The following is a 15,264-nucleotide window of genomic DNA, read 5'->3' on the forward strand; positions in this document are numbered from 1 at the left end:
TCGCATTCAGGCGCGTCCCGTCAGGGATTCTGCCTTCACGACAAACAGGATTGACCTGCCATGAAAACCTTCTCTGCTACTCCGGCAGACATCGAGAAGAAGTGGATCCTGATCGACGCCGAGGGCGTTGTTCTGGGCCGTCTTGCCTCGATCGTCGCCATGCGCCTGCGTGGCAAGCACAAAGCGTCCTTCACTCCGCATATGGACATGGGCGACAACGTTATCATCATCAACGCTGACAAGGTCCAGATGACCGGCAAGAAGCGTGATGAGAAATTCTACTGGCACACCGGCCACCCGGGCGGCATCAAGTCACGCACCAAGCAGGAGATCCTGGAAGGTGCACACCCGGAGCGCGTCGTGACCCAGGCCGTCAAGCGCATGCTGCCGGGCAACCGCCTGTCGCGTCAGCAGATGACCAACCTGCGCGTTTACGCCGGTGCCGAGCACCCGCATGAAGCCCAGGCCCCTGAAGTTCTGGACGTCAAGTCCATGAACAAGAAAAACACCCGGAGCTGATACCGATGGCTGATCAGATCAACACTCTTGAAGAGCTCGCAGCTGCAACCGGTGTGGAAGCAGTGGCCGAAGAAACCATCGCGCGTGAGCCGGTTCGTGACGAACTGGGCCGCTCCTACGCCACCGGCAAGCGTAAAGACGCTGTTGCCCGCGTCTGGATCAAGCCGGGCTCCGGCAAGGTCGAGGTGAACGGCAAGGAAATCAACAAGTACTTCGCCCGCCCGGTGCTGCAGATGATCCTGCGCCAGCCGTTCCAGGTTGCCGGCGTTGAAGACCAGTTCGACGTCTACGCCACCGTCAAAGGCGGCGGCCTGTCCGGTCAGGCCGGTGCGGTCAAGCATGGCATCTCCAAGGCGCTGCAGCTGTACGATCCGTCCCTGCGCGGCGCACTGAAAGCTGCCGGCTTCCTGACCCGCGACAGCCGCGTGGTGGAACGTAAGAAATACGGTAAGCGCAAAGCCCGCCGTTCGTTCCAGTTCTCGAAGCGTTAAGCCGGAACAAAAAGCTATTTGGAAAGGCCCGCCTGGAGCGGGCCTTTTTTTGTGCAGAATGCTATCGTTTTGCGGGAAAGTTGCGGCACATTTAATCGCATTTTAAAGCGACCCGGAGAGGTTGGCCTGAGGCGGTATTGTGGCCGCTGAAACAAAGTTTTCCAGGAGTGCGCAAGATGCAGGACCGCGAAGATTATTCCAATTGCCCATTGTGTGAAGGTGTTGAATTTACCGAGATTTACCGAGCGGATTGCTCCCAGCATCAATGCTACTCTCCGCAGTTCAGGCCTGAAATCATCTGGAAAAAATGCAAGGCCTGCATGCATGTTTTCACCAGTGGCTATTTCACGGATGCTGCGTTTGAAGTTCTGTTCTCGAAGACACCCGAGAGCCGCAGTGTCGGTTACAAAATAGAGGAGAAGCGCGCCCTTTCGGCAAAGATGATTGAGAAGATCCTACCCTATGCAAACAGCGGCCCTTGGCTGGACATCGGGTTCGGCAATGCTTCTCTTCTGTTCACGGCCCGCGAGTTCGGCTTTGAGCCAATTGGGGTTGACTTGCGCCGCGACAACGTGATGGCCCTCCAGCAGATTGGAGTGGAAGCCTACTGCGAAGACATCCAACAGTTGAACCTGGGAAGAAAATGCTCTGTCGTCAGTGTCATGGACGTGCTTGAACACGTCCCGCACCCGAAACCGTTTCTGCGTGCTGCGGCCGGTTTTCTGGAGACAGGCTCGCCGATGCTGATTTCGATGCCCAATTCGGAGAGTTTTGCGTGGGACTATGCAACCGGCACCAAACAGAATCCCTACTGGAGCGAGCTGGAGCATTTCCATAATTTCTCACGAAGCACTCTCTACAGGTTGCTGGAGGAGGTGGGAATGAAGCCCGTTCGTTTCGGTCTCAGCGAAAGATACCGTCTTTGCATGGAAGTCGTAGCCGTAAAGGGGTGACCCGATGGTTCTGAATTGGGAGGACGCTTGCCTGCAGGCGGACGGGATTAAGCGTTTTCCCGATTGCCGCGAGTTTTCTGCAACCTTTCAGAGTTCTTTTAGAAAGTTTTGCTATTTTGCTTGAGAATTTGAGTGATCAGTCAGCGAAGACAGGACAGAGAATGGCCACACCAGAGAATACCAAGAAAGCCCCGATTGGGAACGGGCAGCTGGAGATCGGCCGTTTTACTCATGGTTATGAGGAAATGGAGATCTTGGAGCAGGGCGGCGGCGCGAATGTCACCATAGGATCCTTCTGCTCCATCGCCAGTGGCGTCCGGGTGCTGCTGGATACCTCGCCGGCGCTGGACCGGATGACGGCCTTTCCGTTCGGCGAGATCTTCCCGGAGCATTTGGGCGACGCTGGGGTGCATATTCCGCGCCAGAGCGGCGGAGATGTAGTCATCGGCAACGATGTCTGGATCGGTGCCAATGTGACCCTGCTGAACGGGGTGACCATTGGCGATGGTGCGGTCATCAGCCCCAATGCCACCGTGGCCGGCGATGTGGGCGCTTATGAGGTCTGGGCTGGAAACCCGGCACAGCTGGTGCGCAAGCGGTTTGACGACAGTGTCTGCGAAAAGCTGCTGGAGCTGCAATGGTGGAACCTTCCGCTGCAGCTGATCCAGGAAATGGCGCCGCTGCTGACCACCCAGCCGACGGTGGAGCTGATCGAAGGCCTGCAAAGCATTGTCAATGATCTTGTCACATTTTCAGGCGAAAACGCAGCCTGAACCGGCGAGGGCGGTGCCCGGATAGGGGCGGTGCCGGCGCCTGTTCGGCGGCCCCGTTAACTTTTCAGCAAAATTAGCGTAACATGGGCGGCATTGCTTCCTGACCAAGGAATGCCGCCATGCCGCAAACCATTTATGAAAAATACGGCGGGTTCAGCGCCATCAGCCGCGTCGTGATGACCTTTTACGAGATGGCCCTCGATTCCGATCAGATCGGCGATTACTTCGCCGATGTCGACATGCCCCGGCTGATCGACCATCAGACCAAGTTCATTTCCTCGCTTCTGGGCGGGCCGGCTTCGTTCAGCGACGAGAGGCTGGAGGCAGTGCACCGGGCGCTTGGCATCACCCATGAGGATTTCGATGAGATGGGGGCGCTGCTGAAGCTGGCGCTGGAGCAGCACGGGCTGTCCGAGCCCGACATCCGCACCACGCTGGGCGCCATCGAAACCAAGCGCAACATCATCGTCACCCGGGACGCGGCATGAGCATTGCTGCCATCAACGAGCAGCTGCTGCGCGCGATTGGCGTCGGGGTTGCGGTGGTGCGCGCCTCGGACCTGGGGTTTGTCTTTCACAACCAGCCCTTTGCTGAATGGTTTGGCACGCCTGGCTCGGATGCAGCCCTGACCGATGCGATTGAGGGGCTGAGCGCAGAAGACCTGGGCCCGCTGTGCGAGGAGGGCTTGCGCTATTCCGCGGAGCTGAAGATCAAGCGCAAGCGCCGCACCCTGGTTTTTGCCATCAACATCTCGCAAGCCAGCCACAGGGACGAGGCGCTTCTAGTGGTGGAATGCCAGAACATCACCCGCATCCGCGAGCTGGAAAGCATGATTGACAGCTACTCCGCCATGGTCGAGCGCAACACCCGTGAGCTTGAGCGGGAAAAGGAGCGGGTGGAGCGGCTGCTGCTCAACCTGATGCCGCGCACGGTCTATGAGGAGTTCAAAACCTTCGGCGTGGTCACCCCGCAGCTTTATCCCAAGGTCTCGGTGGTGATGCTGGACTTCGTGAATTTCACCGATTTTGCCTCCCGCACCGACCCGACAGTGACCTTGGGGGAGCTGAACGACATCTTCACCGCCTTCGACCGCATCGTCGAGCAATACGGCTGCGAGCGGATCAAGACCATCGGCGATGCTTATCTGGCGGTCTCCGGCATGCCCGAGGCGGCGCCGGATCACGCTACCGCGGTGGCTCATTGCGCCACCCGCTTCCTGCGCTATCTGGACCGGCGCAACCAGAGCCACCAGCACAAATGGGAGGCCCGGATCGGTCTGGGCACCGGCTCCGCTGTGGGCTCGGTGGTGGGCATTCAGAAGTACGTCTATGACGTTTTCGGCCCGGCAGTGAATCTGGCGTCACGGCTGCAAGTCTTTGCTAACCCGATGAAAATCGTGGCACCCGAAGAGATGAAAGACGCTTTGTCAGAAGAGTTCCGCGTCACAGATATCGGCCCCGAGGACATTAAAGGTATTGGCGAGGTGCATCTGGTCAATGTCGGTGACGAGCTTAGCACGCCGCAACCGGCAACACGGTTCTAGCTATCAGGAGCGATCAGCCCCAGCCCGCGCAAGTAAATCCCGATGCCGCTTTCCAAAAGGTCCTCAGGCGGGAAGGGCGAGGCGGCGCCGGGGGAATTGCGCGCATACAGCTCCACCACACCGTGGCTCATCGCCAGCACATGGGCCGAGAACATCGAGGCCGGCGGCCGTTTATCCTCGGGGATATGCTGGCTGAGGTCCGCTGCAGCACGTTCCAGGATCGCCCGGGCGCGGGCGGCGGCATCGGCCAGCTCCGGCGTGCGGTTCACAGAGATGCCGCTCTCGAACATGGCGATGTAATGGCCGGGATGCTTGCGGGCAAAGGCCAGATAGGCCCGCCCCGTCGCCTCAAACGCCGCCAGCGCCGAGGGCTGGTATTTATCATAGGCGTGCTGCATCAGGTCGGCAAACATCACATAGCCTTGGCGCGAGGCCTCGGCGATCAGATCCTCGCGGCCTTCGAAATGGCGGTAGACCGCCGCCGGGGTGACGCCCGCCGTCTTGGCGGCCTCCGACAGGGTAAAGCCGGTCGGCCCCTTGGCTTCGATCAGCTGCAGGGCGGCCTCGACCAGCGCCTGGCGCAGATTGCCGTGATGATAACCGCGTTTAGGCATCCCAGATGTCCGGGCCTCCGCAAATTTCCGGATCCAGGGCGCCGATCGCCTTGGGATCCTTGTTTTCATACTCCACGGCACTCAGCACCGTGCGGATGGCCATCAGCCGCGCCCGCCTTTTGTCATCCGAGCGCACTACGGTCCAGGGGGCCTCAGGCGAATGGCTGCGGTCCAGCGTTTCGGAAATGGCGGCGGAATAGGCGTCCCATTTCTCCAGCCCCTTTACGTCAATGCTGCTCAGCTTCCACTGCTTCAGCGGATCGGATTCGCGGGCCAGGAACCGCCGCAGCTGCTCGGCCCGGCCGACGTTCAGCCAGAACTTGAACAGCTGCACACCGTCCTCCACCAGCGCCTGCTCAAACCCGGTGACCTGGTGGAAGAACCGCTCCCGCTGCTCATCGGTGCAGAAACCGAACACTTTTTCGACCACACCGCGGTTGTACCAGCTGCGGTCGAAGAACACGATTTCGCCGCCTGCGGGCAGATGCTGGATATAGCGCTGGAAATACCATTGGCTCTGCTCGGCTTCGGTCGGTTTTGACAATGCAACCACCCGGGCGCCGCGCGGGTTCAGATTCTCGCGGAACCGTTTGATGGTGCCGCCTTTGCCGGCTGCATCGCGGCCTTCGAAAACGATGGCAATGCGGGCTCCGCTGTTCTTGACCCAGGCCTGCAGCTTGACCAGTTCGACCTGCAGCGCCTCCAGCTCTTTTTCGTATTTCTTGCGCGCCATCCGTTCCCGGTGCGGATAGCTGGGTGAAAGGATTTCGTCCTTGTCCGCGCCTGTGATGGCCTCACGGATTTTCTCCGGTGCGCCGGTTTCGAAAAACCGACTGATGGCCCCGTCAAATGGCAGCGTCATGTGCAAAACCCTTCTGTCCTCAATCCCTTATATGGGTAAGGAGTATGGAATGTGAATCACCTTAACGCAAATTTGCACGGGCGGCGGCACGGTGCACAGCGGCTGCGACTGCATCAGTTGCCACGTGATGCGGCATATGGCCGATGCCCTCCAGCAGCGTGAGGCCGGCCCCGGGCACATCGCGGGCAAGCTGCCGGGCGTGCACCTCCGGGCTGACGGTATCATCCGCGGTGCCATGGATGATTTCGACAGGCACGGCGATCTGCGGATAGAGCGGTGCTTGCGCGTCCACTTCTTCCAGCAGATTGGCCCGCTGCAAGGCGTTGGCCCGCAGCGAGCCGCGCCGCAGTGTCAGGCCGATGCCGAAATGCTCGGCATATCCCTCGGGCACTGTCTGCGGTGCAAAGACGGCGTCCAGCGTTTCCATCACCGTGGAGCGGGGCACAAAGGCGGTGAGGGCCGGGACCGCAAGCGCGCTGCCGAGGCGCGAGGAGGTCACCCGGTAATACATGTCCAGCGGCGTGTCCCAGGGGTGCGAGACGCCGCCAACTGTCACCAGCGCCGAAAGCGCTTCGGGGTGGCCGGTGGCCCAGGCCAGCGCCACCGCACCGCCATAGCTTTGCCCCAGAACGATAGGTTTCTCCGCGCCCATCTGCGCGGCGGCCTGCCGCAGCACATCCGCCTGCTGCCGGATGCTGGCACCGTTGCCATTGAGACGGCTGGAATAGCCGAGGCCGGGGCGGTCAAAGATCAGAATGCGGTAGTCCCCGGCCAGCGCAGGCGCCAGCCGGAAAGTCATGTCGCGGGTATTGCCGCTGGAGCCGTGGATCAGCACCAGATCCGGCGCGCTGCCCTGCGGCTGGCCCATCTCGACCGCATGGACCTGGTGGCCGCCTACCTGAAGGAACCTGCCTTGCGGCGGATAGGCGGCCTCGGCCCGGGCCTCGTTGACAGATGCCTTCCAAAGGGTGCCGCCCCAGGCCAGAGCGGCCAGCACGAGCAGGGAAGTGCTTATCGCCACGGCCTTCTTCAGGCGCGCAGGTCCGTCATTTCGACGCCGATCCGGCTGATGTCATACGGCGTGGTTTCATAGATCTCGCTGATCCAGTTGGTGTACAGAAGATGCGCATGGCTGCGCCAGCGGTTCAGCGGCTGGCGGCTGGGATCGTCGTCCGGGTAGTAGTTGCCCGGCACGTTGATCGGGGTGCCATTGGCCACGTCGCGGTCGTATTCCTGCTTCAGCGTATCGTTGTCATACTCGAAGTGGTTGAAGATATAGAGCGCGCGGTGCGCCGGATCTTCAACCAGACAGGGGCCGACCTCGTCGCTGCCCAGCAGCGTCGTCAGCCCGGATGCTGCGTCAATCTCATCCTGTTTCATTTCAGTCCAGCGGCTGACCGGGATCACGAAATCATCCGAGAATCCGCGCAGATACGGTGACGCAGGCGCCAGGTTCTGATGCCGGAAACAGCCGAACGCCTTATGGTCCAGCATGTGTTTCTTGACGCCATGGAAATGGTTGATCATCGCCATACCGCCCCAGCAGACGCCAAAGGTGGAATGCACGTTGGTCTGGGTCCAGTCCATCACCTCGCGCAGTTCCTCCCAATAGGTCACATCGTCAAACTCAAGATGCTCGATCGGCGCGCCGGTGATGATCAGCCCGTCGAACTTCTCATGCTTCACCTCCTGGAAGGGGCGGTAGAACTCGGCCATATGCGCGGCCGCAGTGTTCTTGGTGCGGTGCTCGCTCATCCGGATCAGGTTCAGGTCGATCTGCAGCGGCGTTGCGCCGATCAGCCGGGCAAACTGGTTCTCCGTCTGGATCTTCTTGGGCATCAGATTGAGCAACCCGATGCGGATCGGCCGGATATCCTGACGTGCCGCCTGATCCGGCGACATGACCATCACGCCTTCGTTCTTCAGAACGTCATAGGCGGGCAGGTCTGCGGGGATCTTGATGGGCATGTCAGTATCCTGATTTGCGGAAGTGTGTACGATATAGCGGAGGCTGTCAGATAAGCCGGTTAGCCGCGGGCCTCAAGGGCTGTTGCGATCAAATCTACGAAACCGGCCTCATCCTTGACGGCATGGATCTGGTCGGCGGTGACGGTGACGCCCCAATTGTCCGCCATCGCCTGATAGCGCGGCTGGCGGTGCGCCAGCGCCTGGGCATAGGTCCAGCGGATAAAGGCATCAGGGTCGACATCCCCCTCGGATACCCCGTTTTCCTGAAGATACTCTTGCCAGACCCGGTCCAGGAACTCGGGCTGATAGGACATCGGCTTGGGGGCGCGGTCGAACCGGCGCACCAGCTCTTCAGTATGGGCGTCGCTGCCCTTGATCCAGACCATCAGCGTGTGCTTGCTGAGCTCGGTCAGGATCTGGTCGTTGGGATCGTTTGCATCGACCCATTCGCAGATCGACCCGCCGGTGTCGCAGATGAAATTCGGATAGCCATAAAGCTGCTGGGCGCGGCCCTCGAAATACTCGGTGTCCAGAAGCGCGCGGATCTCGGCGATCCGGAACTGCTCCTGGCGGTGCTTGTATTCCGTAATCGGCAGCCCGCCCTTGGCCTCGTCGCCCGGCTTGCCCAGGTAGGAGGCGACCGGTGTCAGGTTTTCAAAGGTGATGTTGGAGCCGATGTAGATCGAATCCGACAGCAGAAGCTCGCGCAGGAACGGCACTTTCATCGCCTCGGCCTTGGCATTGTCGGCGATGTATTCGCCCATGTAGCGGGTGCCGATGCGGTAATCGATCGAGTAGTGGAACCAGCTTCCCGCGCCGCGCAGGATGTTGCTGACATAGGTTTTGCCAAGCCCGGACATGCCAAAGAACAGCACCCGTTTATTGGGCGCATCGCGCCAGTCCTGTGCAGAAGAGTAAAGCATCGGCGATTTCAAGTCCCTGAAGGTTTCACGCCTTGCTAATCGCCTGCGCGGGCTTGGTCAATTCCGTGCGCGCTTGCGCCGCAACAGGGGCTTGCCATTGAGGATCACCAGCCCGGTCGCCAGCAGGGCAAAACCGGCATAGGCCTGCGGTTTCAGCTCTTCCCCCAACACCCAGGCGCCCAGCACGATGGCGACCGGCGGGATGATCAGCGTGACCAGCATCAGGTTGCCGCTGCCTGCCTGTGCCAGCACACGGTAATAGAGCAGGTAGGCGCCAGCCGTGGCAATGAGCGAGAAATAAGCAATGGAGACCCAGGTGCCGGTTTCCAAGGCAAAGGAAACCGGTCCGTCGATCAGCAGCGCGGCCGGCAGCAAACACACAGTCGAGCCCGTTAGCATCCCTGCCGCCGCCACTTGCGGCGCTAAGCCCGACAGCCTCAGCCGCGCCCAGGCGCTGGCAAAGGCATAAGACACCGTGCCTGCGAGAACCGCCAGCTGGGCGCCGCTGCGGACGTTGAAATTGGCGAATTGTTCCAGCCCGATGGCGGTGGCGACGCCCAGAAAGCCCAAGCCAACTCCCAGGGTCCTGCGCGCCGTCAGCCGCTCGTCGGCAAAAAACAGAGCGGCAACGATGACACCGAAGATGGCGGTGGTGGCATTCAGGATCGACGTTAGCCCGGTCTCGATATGAAGCTGCCCCCAGGCCATCAGCCCGAACGGGATCACGTTGTTCAGCAGTCCCATCACCAGAAACGCGCCCCAGGTGCGAAGGCTCTTGGGCACCGGCAACCGCATCATCCAGACAACTGCCCACAGGAACAGCGCCGCCCAGCCGCAGCGGTGCAGCACCAGGGTGGCAACGGGGATTTCATCCAGGGCGATGCGGATCGACAGGAACGATCCGCCCCAGATCACGCCGAGCAGGATCAGCTCGGCCCAGGCACGGGGGGATATGGTCTTTTGCGGGCTCATGGGGATCAGCTAGCGCGGTCCCCGCAGTCAAGCGACCCGTTTCTTGCGGCAAAAGGAAACCCCGCCCGGAAGGGGCGGGGTCTGAAGCTGCTTTAGGGGCAGGGTTTCAGTAGCGGAAGGCAAGTTTCAAGCCGAAACCGACCGAGTCGTTGTTACCAAACCTCGAGTCTCCGGCCAAAGTGCGTGTCTGGGCGCTGCCCACCCGGGTCACGTTCACACCGCCGGAAATGGACATATTGCCTTCCGTGTATTTGGCGCCGATTGACAGGCCAAGACGGCCATCCTTGGGGCTAAGGTTTGATTGAAAGCCTCCAAGTGTCTCCTCGTAGCTGACGGCAACAGATCCCGCCCAGTTTTCATTGAATTTTCGGCCCACGCCAAGCGTGTAGGTAAAGCGGTCATCCGCAAATGAAACCAAGGGACGGCCAACCAAGGGGTCTCCAGCAAACAGAGGTGTGGCATCCGGAGTGGCTGAAGTGTAGCTCAGCGGTGAGATGTTGAATTCCGACCAGTCCACCCAGCGCACGCCGCCAAACAAAAGTGTGTCCTTCGCGATGCCTGTCTGAAAGTCCAGGTTCACAGCTTGCGGTGTGTCAATGCTTGTGCTCGAGTCCACAGAAAATGGCAGGCCAACCGTGAACGTTTCATTGGTGTCCAGATCATGGTCGACTTTCGAGTAGTAGGTCAGCGCAATTCGGAGAGCGATATCGGGAATTTCATAAGCGGCACCGATCAGAAAACCGACACCGGTGTCGCGGCTTCCGCCTGCGGTATAGCCTGCTACAACAGGTATTGAGACATCTGCCTGCATCGTTTGCAGACGGATGCCGCCATGCATGCTGAAGTTCTGGTTGAACTTGTAGCGAAAAACACCGGAAATGGCGTTGGCTTCCAAGTCAGCTGTTGCGCCGGCAAAGACATAACCTGTGTCACCCGGGTAATTCACGTCGGCGCCAAAGGGCTGGTCGAAAATCAGCGCAAAGCTCCAGCGGTCGTTGATATCCCGCTTATAGGCCGCGCCGAACTGGGAATAGTTGCCCGCCATATCGCCGGAGCTGACGCCGCCGGCCGTGCCCGACAGGTCCGGGCGCACATGGCCAATGGAAAACTCCAGGTAAGTGCCTTCTTCAAACAACGGCGCCAGCGGCTGGCCGGAGCGGTCGACGCCACCCGCCGCGGCGACACCGGGCAGCAGCGCAAGCGCCAGGGGCGCTGCGTGGATCTTCTTCATCTGTTCCTCCCTGTACGAAAGCCTTTCCGGCTTTTTGTCCTGAGACCGTAACCGGCGAATTTCCGGCAAATCAATCTTAACGAAACGGAAACCAGTCAGAATCGGTCAATTCTGAGCAGTTTTCGCCGGTTTTCTTGCAACTATATTGAGATAATTAGCAATGCAAATGATTGCAGCACCGCTCAGCACCCAGACATCCAGCGCTTCGCCGTAAATCAGCATTCCAAGGATCGCAATGGCCGGCAGACGGGCGAAATCGACCGGCACAACGACGCTTGCAGGGGCTAGCGACAAGGCGGTGGTCAGGCAGAAATGCGCGGTCAGGCCGGCAATGCCGATCAGAACAAGCCAGGGCAGGGTGCGGGCATCGGGCAGGGCCATGTCCCCGTCCCATCCGGCGGCGATCAGCCCCATCGCCAATTGCATGGCGGTGAGCCAGAACAGGATCGAGCCAATCTCCTCGTGCCGGGTCAGGCGCTTGGTCAGGATAGCCGTGAGGGCAAAGAAGATCGCACAACTGGCAGCGGCATAAAGACCGGGAGACAAGGTGTCTGGGCTCGGACGGGCGACAATCAGGATGCCCGCAAAGCCAAGCCCGGCCGCCAGCATCTTGCGGCGGGTGAACGTTTCGCCAAGCAGAAACGGAGACAGGATGATCACCCACAGGGGCGAGGTGAACTCAAGCGCAAAAACCTGTGCCAGCGGGGCCAGAGTCACCGCCAGGAACCAAAGGTTCTGGCCGGTGAAGTGAAACAGGTTGCGCAGCAGATGCACCTGCAGCCGGCTGCGGTAGACCTGGTGCCAGCGCCCGGTTGCAGTCAGCAGCGCCAGAACGATGAGCAGCCCCACCAGGCTGCGGTAAGCCATAATTTCAAAGGTATCCAGTGTCAGCCCGGCTTCACGGCCGGCAATTGCCATTGCCGAAAACGAGACAATGGCACCCGTCATCCAAAGGGCCGCCAGCCCGGCACGCGCTTCGCTATGTTCCATGGCGGCCTCCGCTCCTTGCCTGAAGGGAACAGAGGGACAATCTTATGCCGTGGTCAAGGAAAAGCAGCCTGGGCTGCCTTCTTTGCGGCGCCGGAACCGGATTGCGCCGCCCTTTGCTTCAGGCTGCAATCTTCGGATGAGAAGGTGCAGACAGCGAGCGCATATTGCGAAGATAGGACTGGGCAAGGCGGACCGGATCAAAGTCCAGACGGTTCAGGAATGTCTGGATTTCACTGACCAGCGCTTCAGTTTCCTCAGTCTTGATCTTGGTATGGTTTTTCTTTTCCGGCAGGATCGGTTGTCCATGATGGCCCAGGGACGCAAGCAGTTTCGCTGCCCCCTCCGGTTTAGTGATTTCTTCCAGCTTGGCCTCCACGAAATTGACACGGTCGCCGTACCGCATCTTGTAGTAGGCATAGCGGGCTTCCATCTCTAGGGCGTACCAGATCGACCAGCCGATCTGTCCCAGTTTGACGAACTCCTCCGGGTTGACAATTCGATTGGAGTAAGACGCATCCAGATACCATTGCCAGACGATCGAAATTTTCTGGAAGTCATTGCGCCCGACATAGCTGGCGCACTGCTTTGCCAGGTCCCGGCGCAGGATGATGACAGTGCTTCGCTTGCAGATGCTGTTTTCGGCCAGGGCCTCGATCAGCCCGCATTTGCCGAGCGTATGATTGGATTCCGCGTAAGGCGCCTGCAGGCTTGCAAACTTCTTCTGCCAGAAATCCCATACCACGCCGTCCATGCCCCAGGTGTTGAAAGTCCGCATGTGACGGATTTCCGGCATAGCCTTGCCAAAATGATCCAGGCCAAGAGGTTCGTGGATGGAATTGATCTGCAGATTGTCGCCCAGGAACTGCGCCAGCCAGGCCGTGCCGGTCCTGCCGGCTGACAGAGTAAAGATAAAGTCAGCGGCGCTGGTCTGCGCATCAGAAGCCGGGGCAGGTACCAGCGGAGAGACAGGGCGCTGGTATCCGAACTTCCGGATTTCTGCGGCGCATTGCTCTTCCACGATGTCTGCGGCGTTGAGGTGCAGTTTGTAGAGTGTTTCAGGATCAGTACCGGTCTTTGGACGGAAATTGCCTTTGGATTTCAGGCTGGAAAACCGCTCCCAAAGGCCTTCGACCCCAAGTTTGGCAATGTCTTCCTCCAAATGCTCGTAGCGCAAGAAGACATCCGGGGAGTCGGGACCTTCCAGCGGCGCGATCCGGCGGTTTTCGCTGAGCAAGTTTCGATATATCTGAACAAAGTCCCCGAACGGAAGCCCCACGCGATCCATCTTGGCAAAGTAGTAGCGTGAGATCATGTAGTCGTAGGGGTCCCGCCAGATTGTCACCTTGGTGTAGCTGTTCCAAATCTCCGGCGGGATTTGGTCTTTGGCTTGAGCCAAGGGAATATGGTTGAAGAAGGTCTCATTGCTTTGCGACCCATCCGGCCAAGATTGCTGCTGATAATTCTGTGCTCCGGGGTAGCCCAGAGAGGCTCGGATCTCTTCATCTTCGGGAGAGATCGGAGTGATAACGCTGGTATCATCGCAGAAGCTGGACAGGGCGATCTCGAATGACGTGCCGCCAACCTTCTTGGTCTTGATGAAGATGAGTTTCAGAGGATGGCAAATGATCATTGGATTCTCCAATACCAGCTTAGTTGGATGAAAGATTTCAAAAATCTCTGAGGGATTGGTTAATTTGCCAGAAAAAACGTTGGATTTTTTATTGAAAAGTGCCGGGTAAAAGAAAGCCCCGGCTGCTGAGGCCGGGGCTTGGGGTGTTTCAGATCATTCCCACTCGATGGTTCCCGGAGGCTTCGAGGTGATGTCATAGGTGCAGCGGTTGATGCCTTTGACCTCATTGATGATCCGGGTGGCCGTCTCGCCCAGGAACTCATGGCTGAACGGGTAGTAATCCGCGGTCATGCCGTCGACTGAGGTCACCGCGCGCAGCGCACAGGCGTAGTCATAGGTGCGGCCGTCGCCCATCACGCCAACGGTGCGGACCGGGAGGATCGCCACGAAGGCCTGCCAGATGTCATCATACAGGCCGTGCTTGCGGATCTGGTCGATATAAATCGCATCCGCTTCGCGCAGGATCTCCAGCTTTTCGCGGGTGATCTCGCCGGGGCAGCGGATCGCCAGGCCCGGTCCCGGGAAGGGGTGGCGGCCGATAAAGCTTTGCGGCAGGCCGAGTTCGCGGCCCAGGGCGCGGACTTCGTCTTTGAACAGCTCGCGCAGCGGCTCGACAAGTTTCAGGCCCATCTTTTCCGGCAGGCCGCCCACGTTGTGATGCGACTTGATGGTGACCGAGGGGCCGCCCGAGAAGGACACGGATTCGATCACGTCGGGGTAGAGCGTGCCCTGCGCCAGGAACTCGGCGCCGTCGATGGTGTCAGCGTGTTTCTGGAACACGTCAATGAACAGCTTGCCGATGATCTTGCGCTTGGTTTCCGGGTCGGACTGGCCGTCCAGCTCACCCAGAAACAGATCGCTTTCATCTGCGTGGATCAGCTGGATGTTGTAGTTGTCGCGGAACATCGAGACGACTTCTTCCGCTTCGTTCTTGCGCAAGAGGCCATGGTCCACAAATACGCAGGTCAGTTGGTCGCCGATCGCCTCGTGGATCAGGATCGCCGCCACGGAGGAATCCACACCGCCGGACAGGCCGCAGATCACTTTCTTGTCGCCAACCTGCTCGCGGATCTTTTCAATCATCTGCTCGCGGTAGGCGCCCATGGTCCAGTCGCCTGCGAACCCTGCCAGTTTGACGAAGTTCTCATAGAGCTTGGCGCCATTCGGGGTGTGGTGCACTTCCGGGTGGAACTGCACCGCATAGAAGTTGCGCGACACATCGGCGGTGATGGCAAAAGGCGCGTTGGGGGAGGTGCCATAGACCTCGAAGCCCGGAGCGATTTCGCTGACGTGATCGCCATGCGACATCCAGACCTGCTCGCGGTCGGCGTCATCCGCGAACCAGCCGTCCAGCAGCTCCAGCCGGTCAACGGTAGGGGTCACATAAGCGCGGCCGAATTCGGCGGTGCCGTGGCCGGTTTCCACCTTGCCGCCAAGCTGATGCATCATCACCTGCTGGCCGTAGCAAATGCCCAGGATCGGAACGCCGAGATCAAAGATCTCCTGCGGTGCACGCGGGGAGCCTTCGCGGGTCACGCTGTCCGGCCCGCCCGAAAAGATCACTGCCTTGGGCGCCATTTTGCGCACAAAGTCCATGGTGACATTCTGATAGGGGTGGATTTCGCAATAGACGTTCAGCTCGCGCAGGCGGCGCGCAATCAGCTGCGTGACCTGGCTGCCAAAGTCGATGATGAGGAGGCGGTCATGAGATGTGTCTGTCATGCACGCGCCATAGGGCAGCCCGGCTGATTTCGCAAGGGGTCTTGGGGCGGTTGGCGGTGCCGGCCGCCGGAAT

The 15,264-nt window shown here is 59.8% G+C and carries 16 protein-coding genes; 6 read left to right on the forward strand and 10 right to left on the reverse strand.

All coding sequences use genetic code 11. The features are described 5' to 3' along the window. Window positions 1-60: 60 nt before the first annotated feature. The 6 genes from rplM (at window position 61) to RA19_RS07990 (ending at window position 4,279) form a co-directional block, all read left to right on the forward strand. Complete coding sequence (rplM, locus tag RA19_RS07965; RefSeq protein ID WP_039161319.1) at window positions 61-519, forward strand: 50S ribosomal protein L13; 459 nt, start codon at window positions 61-63, stop codon at window positions 517-519. Between the two features lie 5 nt (window positions 520-524). Continuing rightward, window positions 525-1,010 (forward strand): 30S ribosomal protein S9, encoded by a 486-nt coding sequence (gene rpsI, locus RA19_RS07970; protein WP_039161321.1) that lies wholly within the window; start codon window positions 525-527, stop codon window positions 1,008-1,010. A gap of 176 nt (window positions 1,011-1,186) precedes the next feature. Further along, complete coding sequence (locus RA19_RS07975) at window positions 1,187-1,963, forward strand: class I SAM-dependent methyltransferase (RefSeq protein ID WP_206540265.1); 777 nt, start codon at window positions 1,187-1,189, stop codon at window positions 1,961-1,963. A gap of 161 nt (window positions 1,964-2,124) precedes the next feature. Then, window positions 2,125-2,736 (forward strand): CatB-related O-acetyltransferase, encoded by a 612-nt coding sequence (locus RA19_RS07980; RefSeq protein WP_052261697.1) that lies wholly within the window; start codon window positions 2,125-2,127, stop codon window positions 2,734-2,736. A gap of 119 nt (window positions 2,737-2,855) precedes the next feature. Further along, a complete protein-coding gene (locus RA19_RS07985; RefSeq protein WP_039161324.1) occupies window positions 2,856-3,224 on the forward strand; it encodes a group I truncated hemoglobin in 369 nt (122 codons plus the stop codon). Further along, a complete protein-coding gene (locus RA19_RS07990) occupies window positions 3,221-4,279 on the forward strand; it encodes an adenylate/guanylate cyclase domain-containing protein (RefSeq protein ID WP_039161326.1) in 1,059 nt (352 codons plus the stop codon). The genes RA19_RS07985 and RA19_RS07990 overlap by 4 nt, the downstream gene beginning before the upstream one ends. On the opposite strand, the gene RA19_RS07995 is transcribed toward RA19_RS07990, so the two are convergent. From RA19_RS07995 to guaA, 10 genes are all read right to left on the reverse strand, one after another. Next, on the reverse strand, window positions 4,276-4,893 hold the full coding sequence (locus tag RA19_RS07995; RefSeq protein ID WP_039161328.1) for a TetR/AcrR family transcriptional regulator: 618 nt from the start codon (window positions 4,891-4,893) through the stop codon (window positions 4,276-4,278). The genes RA19_RS07990 and RA19_RS07995 overlap by 4 nt on opposite strands. After that, window positions 4,886-5,755, reverse strand: a complete 870-nt coding sequence (ppk2, locus tag RA19_RS08000) for a polyphosphate kinase 2 (protein ID WP_039161331.1) — start codon at window positions 5,753-5,755, stop codon at window positions 4,886-4,888. Before ppk2 ends, RA19_RS07995 begins: the two co-directional genes overlap by 8 nt. Before the next feature lie 61 nt (window positions 5,756-5,816). Then, a complete protein-coding gene (locus RA19_RS08005; protein ID WP_152615717.1) occupies window positions 5,817-6,770 on the reverse strand; it encodes an alpha/beta fold hydrolase in 954 nt (317 codons plus the stop codon). 14 nt (window positions 6,771-6,784) lie between these two features. Then, on the reverse strand, window positions 6,785-7,723 hold the full coding sequence (metA, locus tag RA19_RS08010; RefSeq protein WP_039161336.1) for a homoserine O-acetyltransferase MetA: 939 nt from the start codon (window positions 7,721-7,723) through the stop codon (window positions 6,785-6,787). A gap of 59 nt (window positions 7,724-7,782) precedes the next feature. After that, on the reverse strand, window positions 7,783-8,646 hold the full coding sequence (locus RA19_RS08015) for a hypothetical protein (protein WP_039161338.1): 864 nt from the start codon (window positions 8,644-8,646) through the stop codon (window positions 7,783-7,785). A 57-nt stretch (window positions 8,647-8,703) separates the two neighbouring features. Continuing rightward, window positions 8,704-9,618, reverse strand: a complete 915-nt coding sequence (locus RA19_RS08020; RefSeq protein ID WP_039161340.1) for a DMT family transporter — start codon at window positions 9,616-9,618, stop codon at window positions 8,704-8,706. Between the two features lie 106 nt (window positions 9,619-9,724). Then, window positions 9,725-10,849 (reverse strand): OmpP1/FadL family transporter, encoded by a 1,125-nt coding sequence (locus RA19_RS08025; RefSeq protein ID WP_039161343.1) that lies wholly within the window; start codon window positions 10,847-10,849, stop codon window positions 9,725-9,727. A 105-nt stretch (window positions 10,850-10,954) separates the two neighbouring features. Then, window positions 10,955-11,839, reverse strand: a complete 885-nt coding sequence (locus RA19_RS08030) for a DMT family transporter (protein ID WP_039161345.1) — start codon at window positions 11,837-11,839, stop codon at window positions 10,955-10,957. A gap of 118 nt (window positions 11,840-11,957) precedes the next feature. Continuing rightward, window positions 11,958-13,469 (reverse strand): hypothetical protein, encoded by a 1,512-nt coding sequence (locus RA19_RS26505; protein WP_039161347.1) that lies wholly within the window; start codon window positions 13,467-13,469, stop codon window positions 11,958-11,960. Window positions 13,470-13,622: 153 nt separating this feature from the next. Beyond that, the gene (guaA, locus tag RA19_RS08040) at window positions 13,623-15,191 is read right to left on the reverse strand and encodes a glutamine-hydrolyzing GMP synthase (protein WP_039161350.1); all 1,569 of its coding nucleotides are present in this window, start codon (window positions 15,189-15,191) and stop codon (window positions 13,623-13,625) included. Window positions 15,192-15,264: the final 73 nt, after the last annotated feature.

Origin of the sequence: Leisingera sp. ANG-M1 (genome assembly GCF_000813745.1) — a bacterium.
Lineage (GTDB): Bacteria > Pseudomonadota > Alphaproteobacteria > Rhodobacterales > Rhodobacteraceae > Leisingera.

Coding starts and splice junctions, on each gene's coding strand:
- rplM (WP_039161319.1), top strand. CDS start 61: ATGAAAACCTTCTCTGCTACTCCGGCAGACATCGAGAAGAAGTGGATC.
- rpsI (WP_039161321.1), top strand. CDS start 525: ATGGCTGATCAGATCAACACTCTTGAAGAGCTCGCAGCTGCAACCGGT.
- RA19_RS07975 (WP_206540265.1), top strand. CDS start 1,187: ATGCAGGACCGCGAAGATTATTCCAATTGCCCATTGTGTGAAGGTGTT.
- RA19_RS07980 (WP_052261697.1), top strand. CDS start 2,125: ATGGCCACACCAGAGAATACCAAGAAAGCCCCGATTGGGAACGGGCAG.
- RA19_RS07985 (WP_039161324.1), top strand. CDS start 2,856: ATGCCGCAAACCATTTATGAAAAATACGGCGGGTTCAGCGCCATCAGC.
- RA19_RS07990 (WP_039161326.1), top strand. CDS start 3,221: ATGAGCATTGCTGCCATCAACGAGCAGCTGCTGCGCGCGATTGGCGTC.
- RA19_RS07995 (WP_039161328.1), bottom strand. CDS start 4,893: ATGCCTAAACGCGGTTATCATCACGGCAATCTGCGCCAGGCGCTGGTC.
- ppk2 (WP_039161331.1), bottom strand. CDS start 5,755: ATGACGCTGCCATTTGACGGGGCCATCAGTCGGTTTTTCGAAACCGGC.
- metA (WP_039161336.1), bottom strand. CDS start 7,723: ATGCCCATCAAGATCCCCGCAGACCTGCCCGCCTATGACGTTCTGAAG.
- RA19_RS08015 (WP_039161338.1), bottom strand. CDS start 8,646: ATGCTTTACTCTTCTGCACAGGACTGGCGCGATGCGCCCAATAAACGG.
- RA19_RS08020 (WP_039161340.1), bottom strand. CDS start 9,618: ATGAGCCCGCAAAAGACCATATCCCCCCGTGCCTGGGCCGAGCTGATC.
- RA19_RS08025 (WP_039161343.1), bottom strand. CDS start 10,849: ATGAAGAAGATCCACGCAGCGCCCCTGGCGCTTGCGCTGCTGCCCGGT.
- RA19_RS08030 (WP_039161345.1), bottom strand. CDS start 11,839: ATGGAACATAGCGAAGCGCGTGCCGGGCTGGCGGCCCTTTGGATGACG.
- RA19_RS26505 (WP_039161347.1), bottom strand. CDS start 13,469: ATGATCATTTGCCATCCTCTGAAACTCATCTTCATCAAGACCAAGAAG.
- guaA (WP_039161350.1), bottom strand. CDS start 15,191: ATGACAGACACATCTCATGACCGCCTCCTCATCATCGACTTTGGCAGC.